Source organism: Janthinobacterium sp. MP5059B, from assembly GCF_001758645.1.
Classification (GTDB): domain Bacteria; phylum Pseudomonadota; class Gammaproteobacteria; order Burkholderiales; family Burkholderiaceae_D; genus Janthinobacterium; species Janthinobacterium lividum.
On the sequence record NZ_LRHX01000016.1, the window covers coordinates 1,225,898 to 1,249,639 of the forward strand.

Consider the following 23,742-nt stretch of genomic DNA (forward strand, 5'->3'; position numbering starts at 1 on the left):
GGGTTTCCCCGGCTGGCGCCTGTGAGGCTAGACGATTACTGGACAATCAAGAGACGCGCACCACCATCAGCCCCGCGCGCAAGCCCACGCGCACGTCCGGGTTCGGAAACACCACCAGTTCTTCCGCATGCTGCACCGTGTACACCTGCTCGCCATCGCTGGCGATCACGGCATGCAGCGGCAGGGACGTGAAATTTTGCGTGCTGCGGTCAAACGCCATGCGGAACTCATCGCTGTGCTTGATGATTTCCTGCGCCACCTTGAACACGTGCGGGGCTGTCTTGACCGGTTGCGCAGGCAAGCCGAGCAGCAAGCCGTCCAGCGCCCGCGACACGTCATCGAACAGGGACAGATCGTTCTGCCCCAGGGTGCCCACGCGGCCCAGTTCCACCGTGCTGGCGGCCGCGCCGAAATGCTCGGCCGAGTAATAACTGTAGGTGCCGGCCGATTGCGGATTCATGATGATGGCGCCGATGGCCGCCTGGCCCAGCCAGGCTATCAGCTGCGCCTTGGCGTCGTCGGCCACCAGGTCGGGCACGATGGCAAACGTGGGGTACACGGAAGGCCGGATGGCCGTGTGCAAATCCAGGTGCCAGCGCACGGGACCGGCCGCTTCAAAGAACGCTGCCGTGGCGGCGATCATTTCATCGGCGCGCGCGCTTTCCGCCGCTTGCGCCAGGCTTCCCCGCACGGGGCGGAACATGCGATTCAGGTCGGCGTCGATGAAACGCTTGCCGGCCCGGATCGCATCGACATTGCCCACGCAGACGAGCAGATCGACGGCCAGCGTCGATGCATCGCGCGACAGCGCATCGAGCAGATGCGCCAGCACTTCGATCGGCCCCGTTTCGTCGCCATGCACGCCCACCGAGACGGCCACGCTGGCGCGCCCTTCTCCCGGCTTGACGACCTGCAGCATGCCGGGCGCCGGCAAGGCCACCGTAAAACCGGCGTTGGCGAACAACTGCGCCACGCCGCTGAAATCGGCCTGCGCCAGCGCCTGCACGGCCGGCGGCAAGCCGCCAGCGCCCTGTCCAGCTTGTCGTACTTCTTGCGTCATTACACCGCCGCTTCCGCTGTGGATTTCGTCGTGATTTTATTCACGGCTTCCGACAAGGTCCACACGTCCAGCATGGCTTGCTCCAGTTCCGTCGCCGCCACATAGGCCGACAAGCCCAGCGCCCCCGTCACGGCATCGACGGCCTGGCCGGCATTACCTTGCTCGGCGCGCGCCAGCACCTGCGTCAGCAGACGCTGTTGCGTGCGGCGCAGGGCTTGCTGCGCGTAGTTGCGCAACTGCTCCTGCGACTTGCCTTGCGCGGCCAGCTTCAGGCCACGTTCCAGGGTGCCGATACCCGCCTGGCTGCGCAGGGCCAGGCCCACTTGCAGGAAGGCTGCCAGGTCCATCGCCGCAGGACGCGGCACGGACAGGGCCGGGAACAGGAAGCCGGCGACGACTTCCAGCGCATCGACCGCATCCCACGCCTGGACGAAGGCCGGCGTCAGGCCCGGCACCAGCGCTGCTTCCGACTTGATGCCGACGGCTTTCAGCAGCTCGCGCTTCGATTCCGCACCAAACAGGCGCGTGAGTTCGGCCAGGCCGGCGCCGCGCAATTGCTCGGCCGGCACGGACAGGACACCGGCGATCATCGTTTGCTGCAGCACGCGCGTTTGTGCGTCGACCTTGATCGACACGTCGCGCGGCACCGTCAGCGCATCGGCGTCGAGCGCGTCGAACACGGGCGCCAGGTTCAGCGCCACCCAGGCCTGGCCCCAGGCCAGGATCACGGCCGATTCGTCCACGCCATGCTCCGCCGCCAGGTTGCGGATCATCAGCGGGCCGCAGCGGTTGATCACTTCATTGGCCAGCACGGTCGCCAGGATGGCGTTGGCCAGCGGGTGGTCGAGCGCCGAACGGGTTTCCACCAGCAAGGATGGGAAGTAAGGCTTGAGCACCGGCTCGGCCCACGTTTCATCCGTCAACGGCAGCGCGGACAGGATGCGCTTGAAGCGGTTCTTCACGTTGGCGATCACCACCGCCAGTTCCGGCGTGGTCAAGCCACGGTTATCGAGCTTGCGGCGTGCCAGTTCGGCCACCGATGGCAGCTGCTCCAGCTCGCGCGACAGGGCGCCCTCTTCTTCCAGGCTGGCGATCAGGGCGGCATAGCCATCCTGCACGGCGCTTTCGCTTTGCGCCTGCAACTCGCGTACCAGCAAATGCGTCTGCTGCGTGTTGTCGCGCAAGACCAGGCGTTCGACGTCGTCCGTCATCGCATACAACTCGCGATTGCGTTCCGCTTCCGTCAGCTTGCCCGCATTGACTTCCACGTCCAGCCAGATTTTCACGTTCACTTCATGGTCCGAGCAATCCACGCCGGCCGAGTTGTCGATCGCATCGGTAAAGATGCGTCCGCCCGCCAGCGCGAATTCGATGCGGCCGGCCTGCGTCGCACCCAAATTCCCCCCTTCGGCCACGACCTTCACGCGCAGCTCATTGCCGCTGACGCGGATATGGTCATTCGCGCGGTCCTTCACCTGTGCGTGCGTCTCCGTCGAAGCCTTGATGTAGGTGCCGATGCCGCCGTTGTAGAACAGGTCCACGGGCGACTTCAGGATGCGGTGCATCAGTTCTTCCGGCGCCAGCGAGGTCTCTTGAATATCGAGCGCGGCGCGGATCTGCGGCGACAGCTCGATGGTGCGGCTTGAACGCGGATACACGCCGCCGCCTGCCGAGATCAAGTCCTTGTTGTAGTCGTCCCACGAGGAGCGCGGCAAGGCGAACAGGCGCGCGCGTTCTTCGAACGAAACGGCGACGTCCGGTGTCGGGTCGAGGAAGATGTGGCGATGGTCGAATGCGGCCACCAATTTCAGCTGGCGCGACAGCAGTACGCCGTTGCCGAACACGTCGCCCGACATGTCGCCCACGCCGACCATGGTGATCGGGGTGGTATTGAGGTCGTGGTCCATTTCATAGAAGTGGCGCTTCACGGCTTCGAATGCGCCCTTGGCGGTGATGCCCAGCTTCTTGTGGTCGTAGCCGTTCGAGCCGCCCGAGGCGAACGCGTCGCCAAGCCAGAAGCCGCGCTGCACGGCGATGCCGTTGGCGATGTCCGAGAACGTGGCCGTGCCCTTGTCGGCAGCGACCACCAGGTATGGATCGGCTTCATCGAAGCACACGGTATCGACTGGCGGGACGATATTGCCCAGCGAGCGGTTGTCCGTCACTTCCAGCAGGCTGGAAATGAACAGGCGGTAGACGGCTTCGCCTTCAGCCGCGATGGTTTCGCGCACGGCGTCCTTCGGCATCATCTTGCAGACAAAACCACCCTTCGCGCCGGCCGGCACGATGACGGCGTTTTTGACCATCTGGGCCTTGACGAGGCCCAGTACTTCGGTGCGGTAGTCTTCCATGCGGTCGGACCAGCGCAAGCCGCCACGGGCGACAGGGCCGCCGCGCAGGTGTACGCCTTCAAAGCGGCGCGAGAAGACGAAAATCTCGCGGTAAGGACGCGGTTCCGGCACCAGCGCCAGGCTGCTGGTGTCGAACTTGAAGATGATCTTGTCGCCGGCTTGATTGTTCTGGAAGTAGCTGGTGCGCAGGGTGGCGGCCATCAGGTCGGCCAGCGCGCCGAGGATTTCCTCGGTATCGGCATGGTTCACGGAGGGCAGGCCGGCCTTGATGGCGGCGATGCTTTCCAGGGCGGCCGCGTGCTGCGCGTCGGACAGCGCTGGATCGAAGCGCTGCAGGAAGGCTTCGACCAGGGCCTTGACCTGGGCCGGCTGCTTGCGCAGGCTTTCGGCAATGTAGCGCACCGAGAAGCGGCTGCCCGTCTGGCGCCAGTAGCTGGTGTAGGCACGCACCAGTTGCACTTCGCGCGTCGACAAGCCGCCTTCGATGACGAGGCCATTCAGGCGGCCATCTTCGGCCGTGTCGTTGAACAGGGCGGCAAACAGCTCCTGCGCCACGGCGACGACGGATGGCTGCGCCAGTTTCGCCGCGCTGGCGGAATCGACCGTCAGGCTGGTGACGAAATAGCGCGTGCCGTCGGACAGCGAAACCGAATACGCCTGTTCGCGGTCGATCGCCACGCCCGCATTGTGCAGGGCCGGCAGGATGGTCGACAGCGGCGGTACCTTGTTGGCCGAGTACAAACGGATCGTCGTAACGGCGCCCGTTTCGATGCGCACGGCCACGTGCGCCGGATCGGTGTTGCGCAGGATGGTGTCGAGGTCGCGGAAGGCGACGGCCGGCGCGGTGGCGGCCACGTAATCGAGCGGCAAGGTAGCGCAGAGTTTACGCAGGCTGGTGCGCAGGGCCACGTCGGGCACGGCGTCGGCCACGGCGGCAAAGCCGTTATGCCAGCCATCGAGCACGCTCAGGAGCGGCTGTTCGATGTCCGTTTCCAGGTCCAGCGGGTAGCGCGCGGCGTGCGCGATCAGGTAGACGCGCGCCAGCGGGCCGTCGGCCACCAGGGTCTGCGTACTCACATGCGTGGCGCCGGAACTGGCTTGCAGGGCCTTTGCCAGGCTCGATGCGACGCTGGCGCTGTAGCGCTCGCGCGGCAGGTAGACCAGCACGTTCAGGTGGCGCGCGTACACGTCGCGGCGCGCGAAGACCTTGGTGCGCGGCTGCTTGTACAGCGAAACGACGGCGCCGCACACTTGCGCCAGCCAGTCGAGGTCCGCTTCCAGCGCTTCCGTGCGCGGCAGCGATTCGAGGATTTCGCGGAATTTCTCGGCACGGAAGCCTTGCTGGCGCACGCCTGCCAGGCTCAGTACCTTGGCCACGCGGCCGCGCGCAAACGGCAGTGCCGCCAGCGGAGTGGAGTTGCCGGCGCGGGTGAACAGGCCGACGAAACAATGCTCGCCCAGGATCGCGCCTTGCGCATCCATGTCGCGCACGCCGATGAAGTCCAGCTGCTGATCGCGGTGCAAAGTGCCTGCCACGTCAGCCTTGACGATGGACAGCGCCGAGTCGCGCTTGGCCAGGGTGTCGAAGTCGCCCGGGATATTCGCCAGGCAGGTGCCGTAGACGGGGTGCGCCGTATCCTGCAGCACGCCGACGCGGCTCGGGATGTCGCGTTCGAGTTCGCGCACGCCCGGCTTGACGCGGTAGTAGGCGTAGCCGAACACTTCAAAGCGCCGCCGCTGCGTGCCCATTCCAGGAAGGCGGCCACTTCCGCGCCTTCTTCGCCATGCTGGGCGGCAGTCGTGGCGACAGCGGCCAGGCGCTCGCTCATGGCGGCGCTATCGCGGCGCACCACCGCGGCGTCACGCGCGACCGTCTCCAGGGCGGCGACCAGCGCAGCCAGGGCTTCCGGCGCCAGCTCTTCGTCGAGCAGCACCAGCACATACGATTCGAGCGGGTCGCCCGGCTGGCGCACCGCTTCGACGCTGCCGTCAGCGGCGCGGCGCACGGGCAGCACGGTGTTCATCACGCCGCGCACTGCCAGGTGCTGGCGGCGCATGGCCATGACGATGGAGTCGACCAGGTAAGGCATGTCTTCGTTCAGGATCAGCAAGGCGCTCGCCATGCCGCCACGGCCATCCGCATAACGCAGGGTGGCGATCTGGCAGCCGCTGCCGGTGCGCTTGGCCGCTTGCGTGAAGCCGTCAACCAGCACAGGTGCCAGGCTGTCGGGCGCGATATCGGCCAGGTCTTCGGCGTCGAGCGAGTCGAGCCATGCCTGCACCAGCTGCACGACAGGCGCTGCCGCCTTGCCTGCATTGCCAGCCGCGTTAATCAACTCCAGCGTTTGTGTACGCAAATCTTGTGGCGTGTGATTCATCTTGCATCTCCATTACGGTAATGTGAATGTCCAACGCTGTCGTTCGGGCTTGTGGCTGGGCGGCAGCGGTGTCAAGAGACGGGGGTCGCCCGTCCAATTCTGTGTTGCGGATAGTCTGTCTCGGATTTTCTGTGTGTTTTCTATCGCCTACAAGTCGTACAATCCCGGTTAAGTTGAGGATGATCGTTCAATTTCTTTCAATGCGCCGCATTGCACTTTTCCAGTCGCCAGTTTTTGCGGATTCGGCTAGGTCGCCCGGCTCCAGATGGTCGCGGTAGTGTTTTTCCACCCACTGCACCAGCCGATGGTACAGCGTTTCCGTCATGATCACGCCCTGGTGCATGGCGCGCGCCTCGGTTTCCGTCAGGGCCACGCGCAAACGCAGGCAGGCGGGCCCGCCGCCGTTGCGCATGCTCTGGCGCAGGTCGAAATGTATCAGTTCATCGATGGGTCCACCGCTGGCCACCAGGCCTTCCAGGTAGCGCGACACGGCGCGGTTTTCCTGGCATTCCTGGGGTATCACCAGCGCCATCTTGCCGCCCTCTTTCGTCAGCAGCTGGCTGTTGAACAGATAGCTGGTCACCGCATCCTGGATCGGCACCTGGCCCGTGTCCACGCGCAGCGCATCCAGTTGCGCGCCCGTGGCGGCGACGGCGCGGCGCAGCTGCGACAGGCTTGCCTCCTCATCGGCAAACGCCTGCTCGTGATAGAACAGCACATTGCCATTGCCGACGGCGATGACGTCGTTATGGAACACGCCCTGGTCGATCACGTCCGGGTTCTGCTGCACGTACACGGCGCGTTTCGCATCGAGGCCATGCAGGCGCGCCACGGCTTGCGACGCTTCCAGGGTCTGGCGCGCGGGATAGCGCTTCGGCGATGGCGCGGAAGGATCGAACTCCACCCGACCATACACGAACAATTCAACGGATGGCGCGCCGTGGCTTGCGCCCAACCGTGTGTGGTTGGCCGCGCCCTCGTCGCCAAAGGCCGGCGTCGACGGCAGCGCATCGTGCACGGCGAAGTGCTTGTCGTCGCTGAAAATGGCGCGCAGGCTGCGCGCCGACTGCGCGTGCTCGAAGGCGCGGTGCAGCTTGTTATTCAGGTTGGCGGCCGTGAAATGCACGCGGCCATCCTGCGTGTCCGCCGACGGGCTGACCGTGGCGGCGTTCGCCGTCCACATGGGCGAGGCGGAATACGCGCAGGCCAGGATGACGGGCGACTCCTTGTAGGCGCGCGCCAGCACTTCGGCGTCCGTGCCCGTGAAACCGATAGCGCGCAGCAGGCGGAAATTCGGCCGGCCCTGCGGCGGCAGCAAGGCTTGCGCAAAGCCGCGCGCGGCCAGGGCGCGCATCTTGGCCAGGCCCTGCAAGGCGGCCTGCTTCGGATTCGAAGCGCTTTTCACATTGCTGAACGAGGCCACGTTGCCGAACGAGAGTCCGGCATAGTTATGCGATGGCCCGACCAGGCCGTCAAAATTGTATTCGCGCGTGCTGTGCATGGAGGGCATGTCCTTAAAATTTAAAAACTCAGGCCGGGCGACAGCTTGGCCGGCATTTCCAGCGCGCTGTTCTCGATCGAAGCGACCGGGTAGGCGCAGTAATCTGCCGCGTAATAGGCGCTCGGACGGTGGTTGCCCGACTTGCCGATGCCGCCGAACGGCGCCGTGCTGGCCGCGCCCGTGGTCGGACGGTTCCAGTTGATGATGCCGGCGCGCGCACGCGTCTGGAACGTTTGCCACAGGGCCGGATCGTCCGACAGGAGCGCCGCGGCCAGGCCGAATTCGGTGGCATTGGCAACCTTCAGGGCCGCATCGAAATCGGCCACGCGGATCACCTGCAGCAGAGGGCCGAACCATTCTTCGTCGGGGATGCCGGTAGCAGCGGTAACGTCGACGATACCTGCCGTCACAAAACCCGCCTGCGGGTTGAGCTGGCGCATCTGCAGCAAGGTGGCGCCGCCCTTGGCGACCATGTCCGCCTGCGCCTGCACCAGGCGCGCGGCCACGGCACTCGATACCACGGGACCCATGAACGGCTGCGGCTGGGCGTCGGAGGCGCCGATACCCAGTTTCGCGGCTACTTCCACCAGGCGCGCGACGAAGGCAGACCCCGCAGCATTGTCCTGCACCACCAGGCGGCGCGCGCACGTGCAGCGCTGGCCGGCCGAGACAAAGGCGGAGAAGATCGCGTGGTGCACGGCCGCGTCGACATCCTTCACGTCCCATACGACCAGGGCATTGTTGCCGCCCATTTCCAGCGCCAGCATCTTGCCCGGCTGGCCGCCGAATTGGCGGTGCAGGCTGATGCCCGTCTGGCAGGAACCCGTAAACAGCACGCCGTCGAGGTGTGGATTGGCGCCCAGCGCCACGCCCGTGTCGCGCCCGCCGTTGACGAGGTTGACCACGCCATTTGGCAAGCCGGCCTGCTGCCACAGCTGCACGGTTTTGACGGCCGTGCGCGGCGCATACTCGCTGGGCTTGAAGACGATGGTGTTACCGGCGATCAGGGCCGGCACGATATGGCCATTCGGCAGGTGGCCAGGGAAATTGTACGGGCCGAAGACGCCGAACACGCCATGCGGACGGTGGCGCAGCACGGCGTCGCCATCGGCGATCTTGCTTTGCGTGATGCCCGTGCGCGCGTTGTACGACTGCACCGAGATATCGATCTTGTTGGCCATGGTGGCCACTTCCGTGCGCGACTCCCACAACGGCTTGCCCACTTCTTCCGAGATCAAGAGCGCCAGCGCTTCCGCATGTTCCTTCAGCAGTTCGCGAAAACGCACGCAGATGGCGATGCGTTCGTCGACGGGGGTGTCGGCCCACGCGTCAAAGGCGGCGCGGGCGGCCTGGCAAGCCTGTTCGACTTCCCGCTCCGTCGCTTCCAGGCTGGCCCAGGTTTGCTGGCCGTTCGACGGATCGATGGTGACCAGTTCGCGGCCCGTGCCTGGCAGCCAGGCGCCGTTGATGAAGTTCGATGCTGCGGTAGATGAATTAAGGTTCGACGATTTAGACATGGGGATGCTTCCTCGGGTTGAGTGACAAGGTGCGCACGGTGTCGCCGTGATGGCAGCGCAGCAGATGCAGTTCATCGTCATCGAGCGCGATCTTGCCGCTGTGCGGATTGGCGCTGGTGACGATCATGCGGAAATCTTTCAGGTCGGTGTTCGACACCAGGTAAGGCTCGGCCTGGGCAACGTCGCCGCACACTTCAGGCGCAGCCTCGGCGTCGAGCACGGCCGGCATGCTGTCGCGCATGGCGCGCAGTTCGGACACGCGCGCCTGCAGCACGGGACCGGCGTCGAAAATGTCGACATAGCCTTCGAAGTGCAAGCCTTCCTGTTCCAGCAGGCGGCGCGCGGGCGCCGTGCTCAGATGCACCTTGCCGATGACTTCCTGCGCCTCGTCTGGCAGGTAGGCCACGTACATGGGCTGGCGCGGCATCAGTTCGGCGATGAACGATTTTTTACCGAGGCTCGTCAAGTCGTCGACGTGGTGGAAATCCATCTTGAAGAAGTGGCGGCCCAGGCCTTCGTAGAACGGCGAACTGCCGTCCGGCGCCTGGTAGCCGCGCATTTCCGCGATCAGCTTTTCCGTGAACAGCTGCGGGAACTGGGCGATGAACAGGAAACGGCTTTTCGACAGCAGCTTGCCGTTGTTGCCGCTGCGGTAGTCGGGGTGCAAAAACAGCGAGCACAGTTCCGTGCTGCCCGTCAGGTCGTTCGACAGGTACAGCGTCTCCATGCGCGTAAATACATCGAGCTCGCGGCTGGAATGGACCAGCGTGCCGATGCGGTAGTTATAGAACGGTTCTTCCAGGCCCACGGCGCCCTTGATGGCGCAGACGCCGGCCAGGCGGCCCGTATCCGTATCCTCCATGACGAACATGTAGTCGCGTTTTTCGGGCGGAATGGTTTCGGCGAACGAGGCGCAGGCGATGGCCAGGCGGTCGCCCAGCATTTTCATGTCCGGCTTGAGGGTGGTCATGCCGGTGCCGACCTGGCTGGCCAGGCCATACAGGGCATCGAGGTCATTGGCGTTGATGGCGCGTACTACTAGCATAAAATTAACTCCCTTAGATACGCACGCAAATGACGCTGTCGCCTTCGGCCACGGCCAGCGCTTCGAGCAGATCGGCCGGCAAGCCGATGCTGTCCTGCGCTTCGAGCGCATCGCAGGCAAAGGTGACGGCGCGGAAATTGCGCTCGGCGCCGGAAGCGACCGCATAATTGACTTTCAGGCCCGTGCGGCTGGGCGTGACGCCAGCGACGACGCGGCGCGTCAGCGAGCCCGTAAACGAACGCAGCGCATGCTTGTGCGCCTGCAGGATCGGGCCGCCATCGAAGATGTCGATGTAGTCGTCGGCTTCAAAACCTTCTTCCGTCAGCAAATTGAAAGCCAGTTCGCCGCTCGGGTGGATCTGGCCCATGGCCGCCTGCGCATCGCCAGGCAGCAACGGCACGTAGACAGGGTAGTGCGGCATCAGTTCGACGATCAGGGTGCGGTTGCGCGCACCGCCGATGACTTTTTCGGCATCGAGGAAATCCATCTGGAAGAACTTGCGGCCCAGCGCATCCCAGAACGGCGACTGGCCGTTGGCGTCCGTGATGCCGGCCAGCGGCACGAAGAAGCGGTCGCCGAAGCGGTGCGGCGCCAGCACGGCGAACAGCAGCCGCGCGCGCGACAGCAGGGCCGCTTCCAGGCCCGCCTGCTCCATGTTGCGCACGTAGAAACCGGACAGCTGCGAGTACGCCGTCAACTCGGAACACAGGGTCAGCGCATGCACGCTGTGGCTGATGTTCAGGTCGCGCGAGACTTGCTGGATGACGTCGTTGCGGAAGGAAAAATAGGTGCCGTTCGAGCCGGCCGAGGCAAAGATGGCGGCCGTGCCGGCGATGCTCTTGTCGAGCAGGGATTCAAGCACGAAGAGATACGACTCTTCGCTGGGGATGTCGACATGGGCGGCAAACGAGGCGATGGAGCGCTCGACGGAGGCGGCGATTTTTTCGCGCGTCTTCGGCAGGGTATGGACACCCGGCATGGTTACCGCGGCCAGCGCTTCGAGGGCTGCAATATCCGCAATTTCTACCGGACGGACAACATACATGGGTACTCCTTCAATGCTGACGATGCTGGGGTAGAACCAAGCCGGCCCGCAGCAAAGCGGCGGGCCGGTGATCAAACAGGGAGCGAGGCTAGCCTCAGGCTTTCAGCATGCCGTCGATGGCCACGCGCAGCAGACGGCCCGCTTCGGCAATCTGCTCGTCCGAGACGATCAGGGCCGGCGCCAGGCGCACCACGTCCATGCCGGCGATCAGCACCATCAAGCCTTGCGCTTCGGCCGCTTTCTGGATGTCTTTCGCGCGGCCTTTGTAGGCATCGGTGACTACCAGGCCCAGCAGCAAACCGCTGCCGCGCACGGCGGAGAACACTTGCGGATAATCCGTGATCAAGCCTTGCAGCATGGCGATGGTGTTGATGCTCGCCTCCTTCACACGGGCCAGGAACGCCGGCGTGTTGATCGTTTCCAGCACGGTCAAGGCCACGGTGGCGGCCAGCGGGTTACCGCCGTAGGTGGTGCCGTGGGTGCCGACGGCCAGGGTCTGCGCCAGTTCATTCGTGGTCAGCATCGCGCCGATCGGGTAGCCGTTGCCCAGCGCCTTGGCGGCCGTCAGGATGTCCGGCGTGACGCCGTAGCCCATGTAGGCGAACAACGCGCCAGTGCGACCCATGCCGCACTGGACTTCGTCGAAAATCAACAGGGCGCCCGTCTTGTCGCACAGGGCGCGCAATTCCTTGAGGAATTCAGGATTGCCCGGCACCACGCCGCCTTCGCCTTGTACCGGCTCGACGATCACGGCGCACACGTCATCGCCGATGGCGGCGCGCGCCGCTTCGATGTCGTTGTAGGCGATATGGTCGATCGATGGCGGCAGCGGCTCGAAGCCTTCCGTGTACTTGGCCTGGCCGCCGACGGAGACCGTAAACAGGGTACGGCCGTGGAAGGAGCTGAAGCACGAGATGATGCGCGACTTGTGCGCGCCAAACTTGGTGTGGGCGTACTTGCGCGCCAGTTTCAGGGCCGCTTCGTTGGCTTCCGCGCCCGAGTTGCAGAAGAAGGCGCGGTCGGCGAAGGTCGCTTCCGTCAGGGCCAGCGCCAGGCGCAGGACAGGCTCGTTGGTATAGCCGTTGCCCAAATGCCACAAATTATTGATTTGCTTGGTCAGCACGTCGACCAGGGCCGGATGGCAGTGGCCCAGGCTGTTGACGGCGATGCCGGAGGTGAAATCGAGGTAATGCTTGCCTGACTGGTCCCACAGGTCCAGTCCGGAACCGCGCACGGGTACCATGGCAGCGGGAGCGTAGGTAGGAACGAGGACCTGGTCAAAGGTTTCCCGGGTGACTGGACGAGCCGTTACGGTCGAATCAAGCTTGGCATTCATAGCATTTCCCCATCAATATGTTAGGTACTCCGCAGCTACGACAGCTACGTGTGTACTGCATTATAAAAAGCGGGATGCTAAAACTCTTTTGAATCTGCGACAAGGATTTTCACAATTCATCACCGACGGGCTTGCCTGAATCAAGCCGGAGGCATGAGCTTTCTTTGGCGCTCTTCGCGCGGGGTATTGCCAAACAGGGTGCCAAAGGCCGTGGAAAAGTGCGAGCCGGAAGAAAAGCCGCACATCAGGCCTACTTGCACGATGGAATAATGTGTATCAAGCAATAGTTGCCGTGAGCGCTGCAGGCGCAATTCCAGGTAGTAACGCGACGGCAGGCTGCCCAGGTATTGCTTGAACAGCCGCTCGAGCTGGCGCCGTGACAGGCCCACCAGGCTGGCAATGTCGTCGGTCGACAGCGGTTCCTCGATATTGGCCTCCATCAAGGTCACCGCTTCGGACAATTTCGGCTGCAGCACGCCGAAACGCGCCTGCAGGGCCACGCGCTGGCGCTCTTCCTTGCCGCGCACCTTGTCCACGCACAACGCTTCCTTGACGAGCGCCTGCACGTCGGCACCAAAGATGGTTTCGATCAGGGTCAGCGAAAAGTCGATGCTGGCAGCGCCGCCGCAACACGTGATGTGCGGGCCGTCGATATCGAACAGGTGCGGCGTCAGGATGGCCCGTTCCGCCTTGGCTTCCGCGTCCGCGTACAGGGCCCACGGCAAGGCGATGCGCACGCCATCCATGACGCCCGCGTCGGCCAGCCACAGCACGGCCGCGCCCACGCCGCCCCAGAATGGCGCCGAGCGGCAGCGCTCGATCACGGCCCGGCACAGCTCGGCGCGCAGCGGCGCTTCCGTTTCATCTGCCACCAGCAGCGCGATATGCCAGTTGCCGCCCTGCGCAGCCACCTGCTCCGGCGTGCGCACCTCCAGTTGCAGGGCGTCCGGCCCCAGCGCCCGCGCGCACAGGCGCAGCGGCTGCACCAGGCCGGCCCAGGTGATCGACTCGGCATCGCCGGCATGGACCAGCAGCAAACGCAGCGGTTTGTCGAGGCCGATACGGGAAAGATTAGCGAAGGACATCGGCGAGGCGGGCCAGGGGCAAGGGCTGAGTTGCCCACATGATACCGGACTTCCGCCCCCTCCAGCCCCTCATGCAAGGACGCATCCTGACGCGGCGGAAAAAAGCGGGGCGGAAGGATATAATCACTGCCATGGGTGAACGATATTTAAAAAGTATCCGGCTGCTGGCCGAATGCATGCAAGGCTTCGAGCGGTTTTCTAGCGACTTCGTGCGCCAGTACGGCTTGACGCATGCGCAATTCGACATCATTGCCACGCTCGGCAACACCTGCGGCATGTCCTACAAGGAACTGGGCCAGAAAACCCTGATTACCAAGGGTACCTTGACGGGCGTGGTGGACCGGCTGGAACAGAAGGGGCTGGTGATACGCGAACGTTGTCCACGCGACAAGCGCTCCTATTATGTGCGCCTGAGCTGCGAGGGTGAACAGGTGTTCCATGACGTGTTCCCCAAACTGACAAGGCAGGGCCAGCGCCTGTTCGACGGCTATACCGAAGACGATTTCATGCGGCTGGAAACTACCCTGGCGGGCTTGAAACACGCCATCGCCAACGGCCACGGCTGACCATTCACCAAGCACAGACATTCAAACAAGACAAAGGAAACCAAGTTGAAAACCTCACTGCTCGAAGGCAAAAAACCCGCTCATTTCGATAAACACATCATCGGCAACCTGCTGCTCAACGCCAGCACGCCGGAACTGGTGCGCCAGGAAAAACTGATCATCGGCGTGCGCAACGAAGACGGCGAAATCTACCGCCTGATCGGCGCCACCAAGCACAACAGCTTCATGAACGCCGTCGAGGAATTGTTCGACCTGGGTTTGACGGATGAGCTGGAAGACAGCGATGAACTCGTTGAGGGCTGCGACGCCATCTTCAGCGAATCTCTGTAGTAGCACTTGACAGTACCTGCTGCGCGGTGCGCTTTGCGGCCTGCGATGCTCACCGGCTCGGCGCCCCCGTACTAAAGTACGGTTGCGCTTCTCGGCCACAAATCCCATCCGCTCGCGATGGTTTTGTTAAGCGTTCGGAATTTCGTCGTTCAAAATGGGCACGCCTCGACTGTACGCGTGCCCATTTTGCGTTTACGGGGCTTTGCTTGCCTTTTGCTCGGCTGTTTGCGAAAAGATCACGGTTAAAAAGTTCCGCACGGAAATATTGCGAGTATAATTTTTTCAATGAACAGACTCGACGCCTTTAAAAGCATCGCCGCACAAGCCGCTCGTGGCGAGCTGACCTTTCCTGCCAATGTGGACGCTTCGCTCAAGCTGCAAGAGGCGCTGGCCGATCCCGACTGCCATATCGAGGCCGCCGCCAAGCTGGTGCAGGCCGACCCGCTGCTGGCCGCGCGCACGGTGGCCATCGCCAATTCCGTGGCGTTCAACCGTTCCGGCAATGAAATCACCAGCGTGCGCAACGCCGTGCAGCGGCTCGGCGTACGCACCCTGCAATCAGTGGTGGCATCGCTGATCGTGCGCCAGCTGGGCAGCACCATTACCGATCCCGTGCTGCAAGCGAAGGCCAACCAGCTGTGGGAACATACGGCCCACGTGGCGGCCCTGTCGCAAGTGCTGGCCCGCCGCGTCACCAGGGTGGACCCTGATACGGCCTTGTTTGCCGGCATCATGCATGAAGTGGGCGGGTTTTATCTGCTGTCGCGCGCGGCCGAATTCCCCGGCATCCTCGACGGTGAACCGGAAGACTGGGTCGAACATGGCGAACAGGCCATCGGCCATGGCGTCCTGACCAAACTGAAGGTGCCGGAAGCGGTGATGGGGGCCATCGATGCGCTGTGGGAAGGTCTGCGCGCCATCCCGCCCGAATCGCTGGGCGACACCCTGCTGCTGGCGAATGACTTGGCGCCCGTTTCTTCGCCCCTCAACGAAAGCCCGGCCGCCATCGCCGTGCGCGCCGCCCGGGCTGCCGGCAGCATCGATTGCGTGATCGGCGACGATGCGACCTTGTCGAGCATCATGGAAGAATCGGACGATGAAGTGCAGTCGCTGCTGAAGGTGCTCGTACACTAAGCTGCAGGCTTCTTGCTCGCTGGCGGAGGTGCCGCCGGCTTGGGCGTATCGACGATCAGCACATGCTTGTCCATGGCCGGCGTTCCCTGCTTTTGCTGGGCGACTTGCGTGGCAACCGCCTTGGTACTCAACAGGGGTTGCGGATGGCGTGGCATGAACATGGCGTACCTGCTGGCAGTGGGATAGGCCCCATATGTGCAGCAAGTATCAAATTATCAAGCCACCTTCCAACGCCGGACAAAAAAAACCCGCTCGAAAGCGGGTAAAGTCCAAAGCTAGGGATGTCCTGAAAGAGACAGCCCTATCTTATGCGCTGTGCCGCACCAGCTCCGTGCGCTGGCACACTTAGCGCGCACATTAGCCCGGCAAGAGCTCCACCTCCGTTTCCTGCCAGGCGCGCAGCTGCCGCACGCGGGCAAACCACGCCTGGATGTGCTGATACTGCGCCAGCGGCAGCCGCACGGCCTCGCTGTACATCAGCGGCGCGGCCACGGCAAAATCGGCCAGGGTCACATCGTCTCCGCTGACCCAGCTGCGCTCCGCCAGATGCGCATCCAGCACCACGGCGCATTCATGCAGGTCGCGCTCACCGCGCGCCTCTTCCAGCGGGTCCGCCGGACCATTGCCCGTCATGCCTTTCCAGGCCCGTTCCCAGGCCAGCACGCTGATGGCGGGCGCGAAGTGCTGCGCGGCCCAGAACAGCCAGCGGTTGACGTCGGCACGGGCTTGCGGCGCCTGCGGATAAATCGTCTGGCCCGGCACCTGCTCGGCCAGGTATTGCATGATGGCGCACGATTCCCACAGCAGGAAAGCGCCATCGGCCAGCACGGGCACCTTGCCGTTCGGGTTCAGCTCGGCCAGGCGGCGGCGGTCGTCCGCATTCATCAGGTCGACTTCCGCCAGTTCCAGAGGCAAGCCGAGGTGGATCGCCGTCATCAGGGCACGGCGGGCATTCGAGGACATGGGGTGGTGGTACAGGCGCATGATAGATGGCTCCGGTGAGTGAAGAAGCCACCATCGTAGGCCCAGGCACTGACAGTTTTTGTCAGGAGCGCAAATCAGGATTCAGGATCGATATCATGCGCCTTGCGCCAGGCCTCCAGCAGCACATGGCGCCGCGTGGGATAGCGCTCCTCATGCTGCTGTACGCTGGCGATGCGGTCGATGCGGAAATGCCGGTAGTCGCCGCGCAGTTCGCACCAGGCAGCCAGCAGGCGCTTGCCTTCGAAAAAGGCCAGGGCAAACGGCCACACCGTGCGCGAGGTGGCGCTGCCATGCTCATCCTGATAGGCAAGCGTGATTTTCTGTTCGTAGCGGATCGCTTCGCGCACGGGCTGCACGTAGCGGTCAGCCGGCTGCGTGCCGTCGGCGGGACGCCCCAGCGGCACCCACAAGCTGGTCTCGGCCATGTTGTCGCGCAAATCGCGTGGCGAGGCGGCCGCGATCTTGGCCAGGGCATTGCTGGCCGCCTGCGCCAGGCCCGCATCGCCCTGCCGGCGCACCCAGCGCGCGCCCAGCACCAGCGCTTCCAGTTCATCGGCGCCGAACATCAGCGGCGGCAGGAAGGCGCCGCGGCGCAGCACGTAGCCGATGCCGGCTTCGCCCTGCAAGGGCGCGCCCAGTTCGGCCAGTGTCTGGATATCGCGGTAGATCGTGCGCTCGGAAACACCCAGCTGCTGCGCCAACTGGGCCGCCGTGACGGGCACGCGCCTGGCGCGCATCGCGTCCATCAACAGGAACAGACGGCCGCTGCGGCTCATGGACAGGCCTGCAAGCCCTGGTCGCCCATGACCAGGGCCGACAGGGCCGGCACGTACAGATAGCCGTCGGGCGCCAGGCGCGCCGCGCGCGTCCCCTCGTCCACGCCGGCGATGCCGTAGCAGCGCTGCAGCCGGGCGGCGGCCGGCCACCAGTAGACGGCCGCCTCCTGGTCGGGAAAACGCAGGCGCACGCTATCGGCCTGCATTGCCACTTGCCGGAAGTCGCGGTAAAAGGCGGGGACAATGCCCAGCTCCGCGGAAAATGCCGCCTCCAGCGCCGCCGTCTGCGCCAACTGGGCAGCCAGCACGGCCGTTTCGCTGTCCAGGTCCTCGGCCGCCACGCCCGCTTCAACCAGGCTGCGCCGCATGCTCGCCCGGTTCGCCTGCGCGCGCAGGAAGGCCGATTCCTGCAGCGCCAGCACGGCATCGGCCGGAATGTGCTTGCGGCGCGCGGCCGGGAAGACATATAGCGCGCAGCTGCCGGCGCACACGGTGTCGATGGCGATATCGAGCCGCAGCTGGCTCACCAGGCGACCCAGCTGCATCGCCGCCAGCGGATCGCCGGCGTCGCTATTCACGCGCAACAGCGTCATACCCGGCGCGGCCAGCAGCCGCAGCTTGTCCACGTCGCCCTCGGCAATCGGGCCGCGCATGGCGATGCTGTCACTGCCACCGCGGCTGAAATCGGCGGCGCCGGCCAACGCCGTCACGCCCGCCATCACACCTGCCCATAAAAAACGCTTCATCATCATCCGCCATAAAAAAAACGACCACCGCAAACGGTGATCGTTCTTCATTCGACCTGCAAAAAAACCTGCGCTTACACCACGGCGCCGTCGGTTTCGTCTTTTTCCTTGACCGGCTTGATCAAGTCTTCGCGCTTGACGCCCAGCCACATGGCGATCGAGGCCGCGACGAACACGGACGAGTAAATACCGAAGCAGATACCGATGGTCAGCGCCAGTGCGAAATGGTGCAGGGTCTGGCCGCCGAAGACCAGCATCGACAGCACCATCATCTGGGTCGAGCCGTGGGTGATGATGGTACGCGAAATGGTGCTGGTGATCGCGCTGTCGATCACTTCATGCACGGTTGCCTTGCGCTGCTTGCGGAAGTTTTCGCGGATACGGTCAAAGATCACCACCGATTCGTTGACCGAGTAGCCGAGCACCGCCAGGATCGCCGCCAGTACCGTCAGCGAGAATTCCCACTGGAAGAAGGCGAAGAAGCCCAGGATGATCACCACGTCATGCAAGTTGGCGATAATGGCCGAGACAGCGTATTTCCACTCGAAGCGGATGGCCAGGTAGATCATCACGCCCAGAATCACCATCACCAGCGCGTTCAAGCCATTCTGCGCCAGTTCCTCGCCCACTTGCGGGCCGACGAATTCGACTTTCTGCAAGACGACCGCTTCGCTGCCGGCCGCGTCCATACAGGCGCTCTTGATGACGTGTTCACCCTTTTCGGTGACGGTATCGATACCCTTGGTCGTGCCTTGCTCGGCCTTGCACAAGGCTTCAAACACGCGCTGCGAGGTGTTCGCGGCGCTGACGCCATTTTCCACCGGCAGGCGGATCATCACGTCGCGCGCCGTATCGAAGCTGGTCACGCCCGGCTCTTCGTAGCCCATGCCGATCAGGGTGCCGCGTATGCCTTCAAGGTTGGCCGCCTTCGGGTACTTCACCTCCATCAGGGTGCCGCCCTTGAATTCCACGGACAGGTGCAAGCCCTTGTGCACCAGGAAGAAGACGGCGGCAAGGAAGGTCACCGCCGAAATCACGTTGAAAATCAACGCATGGCGCATGAAGGGAATATCTTTTTTGATCCGGAAAAATTCCATGAAATCCTCTGAGTTCTATTCTGTGCGTCCGGCGGCTGTGCCACCGGACGCTATCGCTGTTGACGCTATTGGGTAAGGCTGGGCCGTCGCTTATTTGCTGGTGCCCGGCACCCACACCGTGCCGATCGACAAGGTCGTCAGCTTTTTCTTGCGGCCATACCAGAGGTTGACCACGCCGCGCGACACGAACACGGAGGAGAACATCGAGGTCAGAATACCCAGGCAATGCACAACAGCGAAGCCGCGCACGGGACCGCTGCCGAAGGCCAGCAGTGCCAGGCCGACGATCAGGGTGGTCACGTTCGAATCGAGAATCGTGGCCCACGCGCGGTCGAAACCGGCAGCGATCGCCGCTTGCGGCGTATTGCCAGCGCGCAGCTCTTCGCGGATACGTTCATTGATCAGCACGTTGGCGTCAATCGCCATACCCAGCGCCAGCGCGATCGCGGCGATACCTGGCAGTGTCAGGGTCACCTGGATCATCGACAGCAAGCCGATCAGCAACAGCAGGTTGGCGGCCAGGGCCAGCACGCTGAAGGCGCCGAACAGCATGTAGTAGGCGATCATGAAGATGGCGATAGCGATGAAGCCGTACAAGGTCGAGTGGAAGCCCTTGGCGATGTTTTCCGCGCCCAACTGCGGTCCGATCGTGCGTTCTTCGATGACGGTCATCGGTGCGGACAGGGCGCCCGAGCGCAGCAGCAGCGCCAGTTCATTCGCGTTTTCCGCGCCGCCCATGCCGGTGATCTGGAAACGCGAACCGAGTTCCTGCTGGATGGTCGCGACCGACAGCACTTCCGGCTTGCCCTTTTCAAACAGCACGATGGCCATGCGCTTGCCCACGCGTTCGCGCGTCGCTTCGCGCATCTTGCGGCCGCCGTCGCCGTTCAGGTCGATCGACACGGCCGCTTGCTGGTTCTGGTCGAAGCTGGCCGTGGCGCTGGAGATATAGTCGCCAGTCAGGATCACGTCTTTCGCCAGCACGACAGGGACACCCTTGCCAACCGTAAACAGTTCCGAGTTGAATGGAATAGCGCTCGACAGTTCGGTGCCAGGCACGATGGTTTCATCGACCAGGCGCACTTCCAGGGTCGCCGTGCGGCCGATGATGGCTTTAGCGCGGGCCACATCCTGCACGCCAGGCAATTGCACCACGATGCGGTCAGGACCTTGCTGCTGGATCAGCGGCTCGGCCACGCCCAGCTCGTTGACGCGCTTGGACAGGGTCGAGATATTCTGTTTCACGCCTTCGTCGATGGTCGCTTTCAGGGCGGCCGGCTTCAGGGTGATGTTCAGTTTCAGGTCGCTGCCTTCGCCCGCATCGGCGAACGCCAGCTCCGTCATCTGGTCGGACAACACATTCTTTGCCTTCAGGCGCGTTTCCGCGTCACGGAAGTTGATCTGCACGCTGTCGCCCACGCGCTCGATGCCGGCGTGGCGGATATTCTTGTCGCGCAACACGCTACGCGCGGCGGACTGGACGCCCTGGACTTTCTTGTTCAATACGGCTTTCGCATCGACCTGCATGAGGAAGTGCACGCCACCGCGCAAGTCCAGGCCCAGGAACATGGGCAAGGCATGCAGTTTCTGCATCCACATCGGCGTATTGGCTTGCAGGTTGACCGTCACGATGAACGCGGGATCGGTGGAATCAGGATTGAGATCCTTTTCCAGCACCAGCTTTGCCTTGAACTGGGTATCGGGATCGGCAAAACGCACGCGCACGGAGGCCAGGTTGCCGGTGCCATCCATGGTGACACCTTCCGACTTGACGTTCTCTTTCGTCAATATTTGCTCGACTTGCGTCATCAGATCGCCCGTCACTTTGACGGTCGACTTGCCGCTGGTTACTTGCAGCGCCGGTGATTCACCGAAATAATTGGGCGCCGTATAGAGTGCGCCCAGCAATAAGGCGACGACGATGATGATGTATTTCCAGGCAGGATAGCGATTCATAGTGATTCAGCGTTCAGTGTTGAGCGTCGGAGGCGTCCCGAGGGGCGGCCGATAGCCGCCCCGGGTCTATCATTGCCGAAGCAATGACAGCGAGGAATTACAGTGCCTTCAGGGTGCCTTTAGGCAGCAAGGTGGTAATGGAGCTCTTTTGCACCGTGACTTCGGTGCCGGTCGCCACTTCGATGGTGACGTAAGCGTCCACTACCTTGACAACACGGCCCAGCATGCCGCCGGCGGTGACGACTTCGTCACCCTTGGCCAGCGCGTCCATCATCGCCCGTTGTTCTTTGGCGCGTTTTTGCTGTGGGCGGATCATCAGGAAATACATGACCACGAACATCAATACCAGCGGCAGGAAGCTGGTCAGGTTGCCGCCGAGGCCCAGGGCTTCGGTTGGGGCTTGCGCATAAGCGTTGGAAATGAAAAACACGGTGACTCCAGTTCTAATCAGTTTGAAAAAATAGCGCTGTATTCTAGCATTGGCTATACGTCATAACCCGAATTGCAGCCATGGCAACTTTAAATGGGGCTAAAAAAGCATTATGCAATGCTTTATCGCCCCAGTCCAAGCACCAATACACAAAACTTCCGGCCATGCTGCCGCCAGCCATCAAGCTAAGCTTTTCTTAAGTTCCGCGTGCGCGTTCCGCATGGAATTGCAGGGTAAACGCGTGGAAACGGTCTTCGTCCAGCGCCTCGCGCATCTGGCGCATCAAGTCCAGATAATAATGCAGGTTGTGGATGGTATTGAGGCGCGCGCCGAGGATTTCCTTGGAGCGGTGCAAATGGTGCAGATACGCGCGCGAGAAATTGCGGCAGGCATAGCAGCTGCAGGTCTCGTCGAGCGGCGCCTGGTCTTCCTTGTACTTGGCGTTCTTGATCTTGATGTCGCCAAAACGGGTGAACAGCCAGCCATTGCGGGCGTTACGCGTCGGCATGACGCAATCGAACATGTCGATACCGTTCGACACGCCCGCCACCAGGTCTTCCGGCGTGCCCACGCCCATCAGGTAATGCGGCTTGTTGGCCGGCAGGCGCGGACCCACGTGGGCCAGCATGCGCATCATGTCTTCCTTCGGTTCGCCGACGGACAGGCCGCCGATGGCGATGCCGGGGAAATCGATCTCTTCCAACTTGGCCAGGGACTCGTCGCGCAGCATCTCGAACATGCCGCCCTGCACGATGCCGAACAGCGCATTCGGGTTTTCACCGCGGTGGAACTCGTCCTTCGAGCGCTGCGCCCAGCGCAGCGACATGCGCATGGACTTGGCCGCTTCCTCGATGGTGGCCGGGCGGCCCTGGATTTCGTACGGCGTGCATTCGTCGAACTGCATGACGATGTCGGAATTCAGGACGCGCTGCACCTGCATCGACACTTCCGGCGAGAGGAACAGTTTATCGCCGTTGATGGGCGAATTGAAATGCACGCCCTCTTCCGTGATCTTGCGCATGGCGCCCAGCGAAAACACCTGGAAGCCGCCCGAATCCGTCAGGATCGGCTTGTTCCAGCCCATGAAACCGTGCAAGCCGCCGAATTTCTCCATGACGGTGTTGCCAGGACGCAACCACAGGTGAAACGTGTTGCCCAGGATGATCTGCGCGTCGATCTCGTTGAGTTCCAGCGGCGACATGGCTTTTACGGAGCCGTAAGTGCCCACTGGCATGAAGATCGGCGTCTGCACGACGCCATGGTTGAGTTTCAAGGTGCCGCGGCGTGCCTTGGTCAGGCCGCTCGTGTCGGTCTTGAGTAATGTAAATTCCAGCATGTCAGTCTTTCACGGGAGTATCAAGGTTCAGCGCAGCGCGCGATTGCGTGGTGAGCAGCATCGCGTCGCCATAGCTGAAGAAACGGTAGTTCTGCGCGATCGCATGCGCGTAGGCGCTGCGGATCGGCTCATAGCCGGCAAAGGCCGACACCAGCATCAGCAGGGTCGATTTCGGCAAATGGAAGTTGGTGATCAAACGTGTCACCGTCTTGAACGCATAACCGGGCGTGATGAACAGGGCCGTATCGGCGCTGCCAGCCACCAGCTGGCCGCTTTGCGAGGCCGACTCCAGCGCGCGCAGGCTGGTCGTGCCGACGGCGACCACATCGCGCCCGGCAAGTTGGGCGGCGCGCACGGCGTCGACGGTTTCCTGCGGCATGGTGTACCACTCGGTATGCATCTTGTGCTCGGCCAGCACTTCCGTGCGCACGGGCTGGAAGGTACCCGCGCCCACGTGCAAGGTCACATAGGAAAAATTGACGCCCTTGGCCTTCAATTGATCAAGCAGGGCCTGGTCGAAATGCAGGCCGGCCGTCGGCGCGGCGACAGCGCCGGGCACCTTGTTGAACACGGTCTGGTAGCGCGTCTCGTCGAATTCGTCCGCATCGTGCTCGATATACGGCGGCAGCGGCAGCCGGCCATGCGCCTCGATCAGCTCGAACACATCGGCCTCGAAATGCAGGGTAAAGAATTCGCCGGCACGCTGGCCCACCGTCACATCGAAGGCATCGGCCAGGCGGATGCGGCAGCCGGGCGGCGGCGATTTCGACGCGCGCACCTGGGCCAGCACGGTGCGGTCATCGAGCACGCGCTCGACGAGCGCCTCGATCTTGCCGCCGCTTTCCTTGACGCCAAAGAAGCGCGCTTTGAGCACGCGCGTATCGTTCATCACCAGCAGGTCGCCCGCTTGCAACAGCCCGACGATGTCGGCGAATTGACGGTCGACCAGGGCGTCGCCGTCCAGATGCAACAGGCGCGAGGCGCTGCGCTCGGCCAACGGAGTTTGCGCAATGTTTTCTTGCGGCAAATTAAAATCGAAATCGGAAAGCGAATACATGCGTTTTGCTTC

19 protein-coding genes and 1 pseudogene are annotated in these 23,742 nt (G+C 63.2%); 3 read left to right on the plus strand and 17 right to left on the minus strand.

Going from position 1 to position 23,742, the window contains the following annotated elements; translation table 11 throughout:
* Nucleotides 1-46: 46 nt before the first annotated feature.
* From JAB1_RS22595 to JAB1_RS22630, 8 genes and pseudogenes are all read right to left on the minus strand, one after another.
* Nucleotides 47-1,060: a succinylglutamate desuccinylase gene (locus tag JAB1_RS22595; protein WP_070281814.1), complete on the minus strand. Its 1,014-nt coding sequence runs from the start codon at nt 1,058-1,060 to the stop codon at nt 47-49.
* A pseudogene (locus JAB1_RS22600) lies at nt 1,060-5,789 on the minus strand (NAD-glutamate dehydrogenase domain-containing protein). The gene JAB1_RS22595 and the pseudogene JAB1_RS22600 overlap by 1 nt, the downstream one beginning before the upstream one ends.
* Before the next feature lie 187 nt (nt 5,790-5,976).
* Nucleotides 5,977-7,290 (minus strand): N-succinylarginine dihydrolase, encoded by a 1,314-nt coding sequence (gene astB, locus JAB1_RS22605; protein ID WP_070281815.1) that lies wholly within the window; start codon nt 7,288-7,290, stop codon nt 5,977-5,979.
* Between the two features lie 20 nt (nt 7,291-7,310).
* A complete protein-coding gene (astD, locus tag JAB1_RS22610; protein WP_070281816.1) occupies nt 7,311-8,807 on the minus strand; it encodes a succinylglutamate-semialdehyde dehydrogenase in 1,497 nt (498 codons plus the stop codon).
* Nucleotides 8,800-9,852 carry an arginine N-succinyltransferase gene (astA, locus tag JAB1_RS22615; RefSeq protein WP_070254776.1) on the minus strand — a complete coding sequence of 351 codons (1,053 nt, stop codon included), beginning with the start codon at nt 9,850-9,852 and terminating at the stop codon, nt 8,800-8,802. The genes astD and astA overlap by 8 nt, the downstream gene beginning before the upstream one ends.
* A gap of 13 nt (nt 9,853-9,865) precedes the next feature.
* Nucleotides 9,866-10,897 (minus strand): arginine N-succinyltransferase, encoded by a 1,032-nt coding sequence (locus JAB1_RS22620; protein ID WP_070281817.1) that lies wholly within the window; start codon nt 10,895-10,897, stop codon nt 9,866-9,868.
* 94 nt (nt 10,898-10,991) lie between these two features.
* On the minus strand, nt 10,992-12,233 hold the full coding sequence (gene astC, locus JAB1_RS22625; RefSeq protein WP_070281818.1) for an acetylornithine/succinylornithine family transaminase: 1,242 nt from the start codon (nt 12,231-12,233) through the stop codon (nt 10,992-10,994).
* A gap of 140 nt (nt 12,234-12,373) precedes the next feature.
* Nucleotides 12,374-13,318, minus strand: coding sequence for a helix-turn-helix domain-containing protein (locus JAB1_RS22630; RefSeq protein ID WP_070281819.1), 945 nt, complete (start codon nt 13,316-13,318; stop codon nt 12,374-12,376).
* A 131-nt stretch (nt 13,319-13,449) separates the two neighbouring features.
* Between JAB1_RS22630 and JAB1_RS22635 the strand changes: the two genes are divergently transcribed.
* The 3 genes from JAB1_RS22635 to JAB1_RS22645 all read left to right on the plus strand — a co-directional run bounded on the left by JAB1_RS22635 (nt 13,450) and on the right by JAB1_RS22645 (nt 15,348).
* Nucleotides 13,450-13,884, plus strand: a complete 435-nt coding sequence (locus JAB1_RS22635; protein WP_034778932.1) for a MarR family transcriptional regulator — start codon at nt 13,450-13,452, stop codon at nt 13,882-13,884.
* Between the two features lie 45 nt (nt 13,885-13,929).
* Nucleotides 13,930-14,214 carry a hypothetical protein gene (locus tag JAB1_RS22640; RefSeq protein ID WP_034778933.1) on the plus strand — a complete coding sequence of 95 codons (285 nt, stop codon included), beginning with the start codon at nt 13,930-13,932 and terminating at the stop codon, nt 14,212-14,214.
* A 285-nt stretch (nt 14,215-14,499) separates the two neighbouring features.
* A complete protein-coding gene (locus tag JAB1_RS22645; RefSeq protein WP_070254782.1) occupies nt 14,500-15,348 on the plus strand; it encodes an HDOD domain-containing protein in 849 nt (282 codons plus the stop codon).
* Here the strand turns inward: JAB1_RS22645 and JAB1_RS30010 are convergent.
* The 9 genes from JAB1_RS30010 to queA form a co-directional block, all read right to left on the minus strand.
* On the minus strand, nt 15,345-15,509 hold the full coding sequence (locus JAB1_RS30010; RefSeq protein ID WP_175445094.1) for a hypothetical protein: 165 nt from the start codon (nt 15,507-15,509) through the stop codon (nt 15,345-15,347). The genes JAB1_RS22645 and JAB1_RS30010 overlap by 4 nt on opposite strands.
* Nucleotides 15,510-15,705: 196 nt before the next feature.
* Complete coding sequence (locus JAB1_RS22650; protein WP_070281820.1) at nt 15,706-16,332, minus strand: glutathione S-transferase family protein; 627 nt, start codon at nt 16,330-16,332, stop codon at nt 15,706-15,708.
* A 74-nt stretch (nt 16,333-16,406) separates the two neighbouring features.
* Entirely contained in the window at nt 16,407-17,108 is a 702-nt protein-coding gene (locus tag JAB1_RS22655; protein ID WP_070281821.1) for a YafY family protein, read from the minus strand.
* Nucleotides 17,105-17,854, minus strand: a complete 750-nt coding sequence (locus tag JAB1_RS22660; RefSeq protein WP_139144634.1) for a hypothetical protein — start codon at nt 17,852-17,854, stop codon at nt 17,105-17,107. Before JAB1_RS22660 ends, JAB1_RS22655 begins: the two co-directional genes overlap by 4 nt.
* 74 nt (nt 17,855-17,928) lie before the next feature.
* Nucleotides 17,929-18,951, minus strand: a complete 1,023-nt coding sequence (secF, locus tag JAB1_RS22665) for a protein translocase subunit SecF (RefSeq protein ID WP_034778943.1) — start codon at nt 18,949-18,951, stop codon at nt 17,929-17,931.
* Nucleotides 18,952-19,041: 90 nt separating this feature from the next.
* Entirely contained in the window at nt 19,042-20,907 is a 1,866-nt protein-coding gene (secD, locus tag JAB1_RS22670; RefSeq protein ID WP_070281823.1) for a protein translocase subunit SecD, read from the minus strand.
* Between the two features lie 97 nt (nt 20,908-21,004).
* Nucleotides 21,005-21,337 carry a preprotein translocase subunit YajC gene (gene yajC, locus JAB1_RS22675; RefSeq protein WP_034778948.1) on the minus strand — a complete coding sequence of 111 codons (333 nt, stop codon included), beginning with the start codon at nt 21,335-21,337 and terminating at the stop codon, nt 21,005-21,007.
* A gap of 196 nt (nt 21,338-21,533) precedes the next feature.
* The gene (gene tgt, locus JAB1_RS22680; RefSeq protein WP_034745502.1) at nt 21,534-22,673 is read right to left on the minus strand and encodes a tRNA guanosine(34) transglycosylase Tgt; all 1,140 of its coding nucleotides are present in this window, start codon (nt 22,671-22,673) and stop codon (nt 21,534-21,536) included.
* Between the two features lies 1 nt (nt 22,674).
* Nucleotides 22,675-23,730, minus strand: coding sequence for a tRNA preQ1(34) S-adenosylmethionine ribosyltransferase-isomerase QueA (gene queA, locus JAB1_RS22685; protein WP_070281824.1), 1,056 nt, complete (start codon nt 23,728-23,730; stop codon nt 22,675-22,677).
* Nucleotides 23,731-23,742 lie beyond the last annotated feature (12 nt).

Coding starts and splice junctions, on each gene's coding strand:
- JAB1_RS22595 (WP_070281814.1), bottom strand. CDS start 1,060: ATGACGCAAGAAGTACGACAAGCTGGACAGGGCGCTGGCGGCTTGCCG.
- astB (WP_070281815.1), bottom strand. CDS start 7,290: ATGCACAGCACGCGCGAATACAATTTTGACGGCCTGGTCGGGCCATCG.
- astD (WP_070281816.1), bottom strand. CDS start 8,807: ATGTCTAAATCGTCGAACCTTAATTCATCTACCGCAGCATCGAACTTC.
- astA (WP_070254776.1), bottom strand. CDS start 9,852: ATGCTAGTAGTACGCGCCATCAACGCCAATGACCTCGATGCCCTGTAT.
- JAB1_RS22620 (WP_070281817.1), bottom strand. CDS start 10,897: ATGTATGTTGTCCGTCCGGTAGAAATTGCGGATATTGCAGCCCTCGAA.
- astC (WP_070281818.1), bottom strand. CDS start 12,233: ATGAATGCCAAGCTTGATTCGACCGTAACGGCTCGTCCAGTCACCCGG.
- JAB1_RS22630 (WP_070281819.1), bottom strand. CDS start 13,318: ATGTCCTTCGCTAATCTTTCCCGTATCGGCCTCGACAAACCGCTGCGT.
- JAB1_RS22635 (WP_034778932.1), top strand. CDS start 13,450: ATGGGTGAACGATATTTAAAAAGTATCCGGCTGCTGGCCGAATGCATG.
- JAB1_RS22645 (WP_070254782.1), top strand. CDS start 14,500: ATGAACAGACTCGACGCCTTTAAAAGCATCGCCGCACAAGCCGCTCGT.
- JAB1_RS30010 (WP_175445094.1), bottom strand. CDS start 15,509: ATGTTCATGCCACGCCATCCGCAACCCCTGTTGAGTACCAAGGCGGTT.
- JAB1_RS22650 (WP_070281820.1), bottom strand. CDS start 16,332: ATGCGCCTGTACCACCACCCCATGTCCTCGAATGCCCGCCGTGCCCTG.
- JAB1_RS22655 (WP_070281821.1), bottom strand. CDS start 17,108: ATGAGCCGCAGCGGCCGTCTGTTCCTGTTGATGGACGCGATGCGCGCC.
- JAB1_RS22660 (WP_139144634.1), bottom strand. CDS start 17,854: ATGAAGCGTTTTTTATGGGCAGGTGTGATGGCGGGCGTGACGGCGTTG.
- secF (WP_034778943.1), bottom strand. CDS start 18,951: ATGGAATTTTTCCGGATCAAAAAAGATATTCCCTTCATGCGCCATGCG.
- secD (WP_070281823.1), bottom strand. CDS start 20,907: ATGAATCGCTATCCTGCCTGGAAATACATCATCATCGTCGTCGCCTTA.
- tgt (WP_034745502.1), bottom strand. CDS start 22,673: ATGCTGGAATTTACATTACTCAAGACCGACACGAGCGGCCTGACCAAG.
- queA (WP_070281824.1), bottom strand. CDS start 23,730: ATGTATTCGCTTTCCGATTTCGATTTTAATTTGCCGCAAGAAAACATT.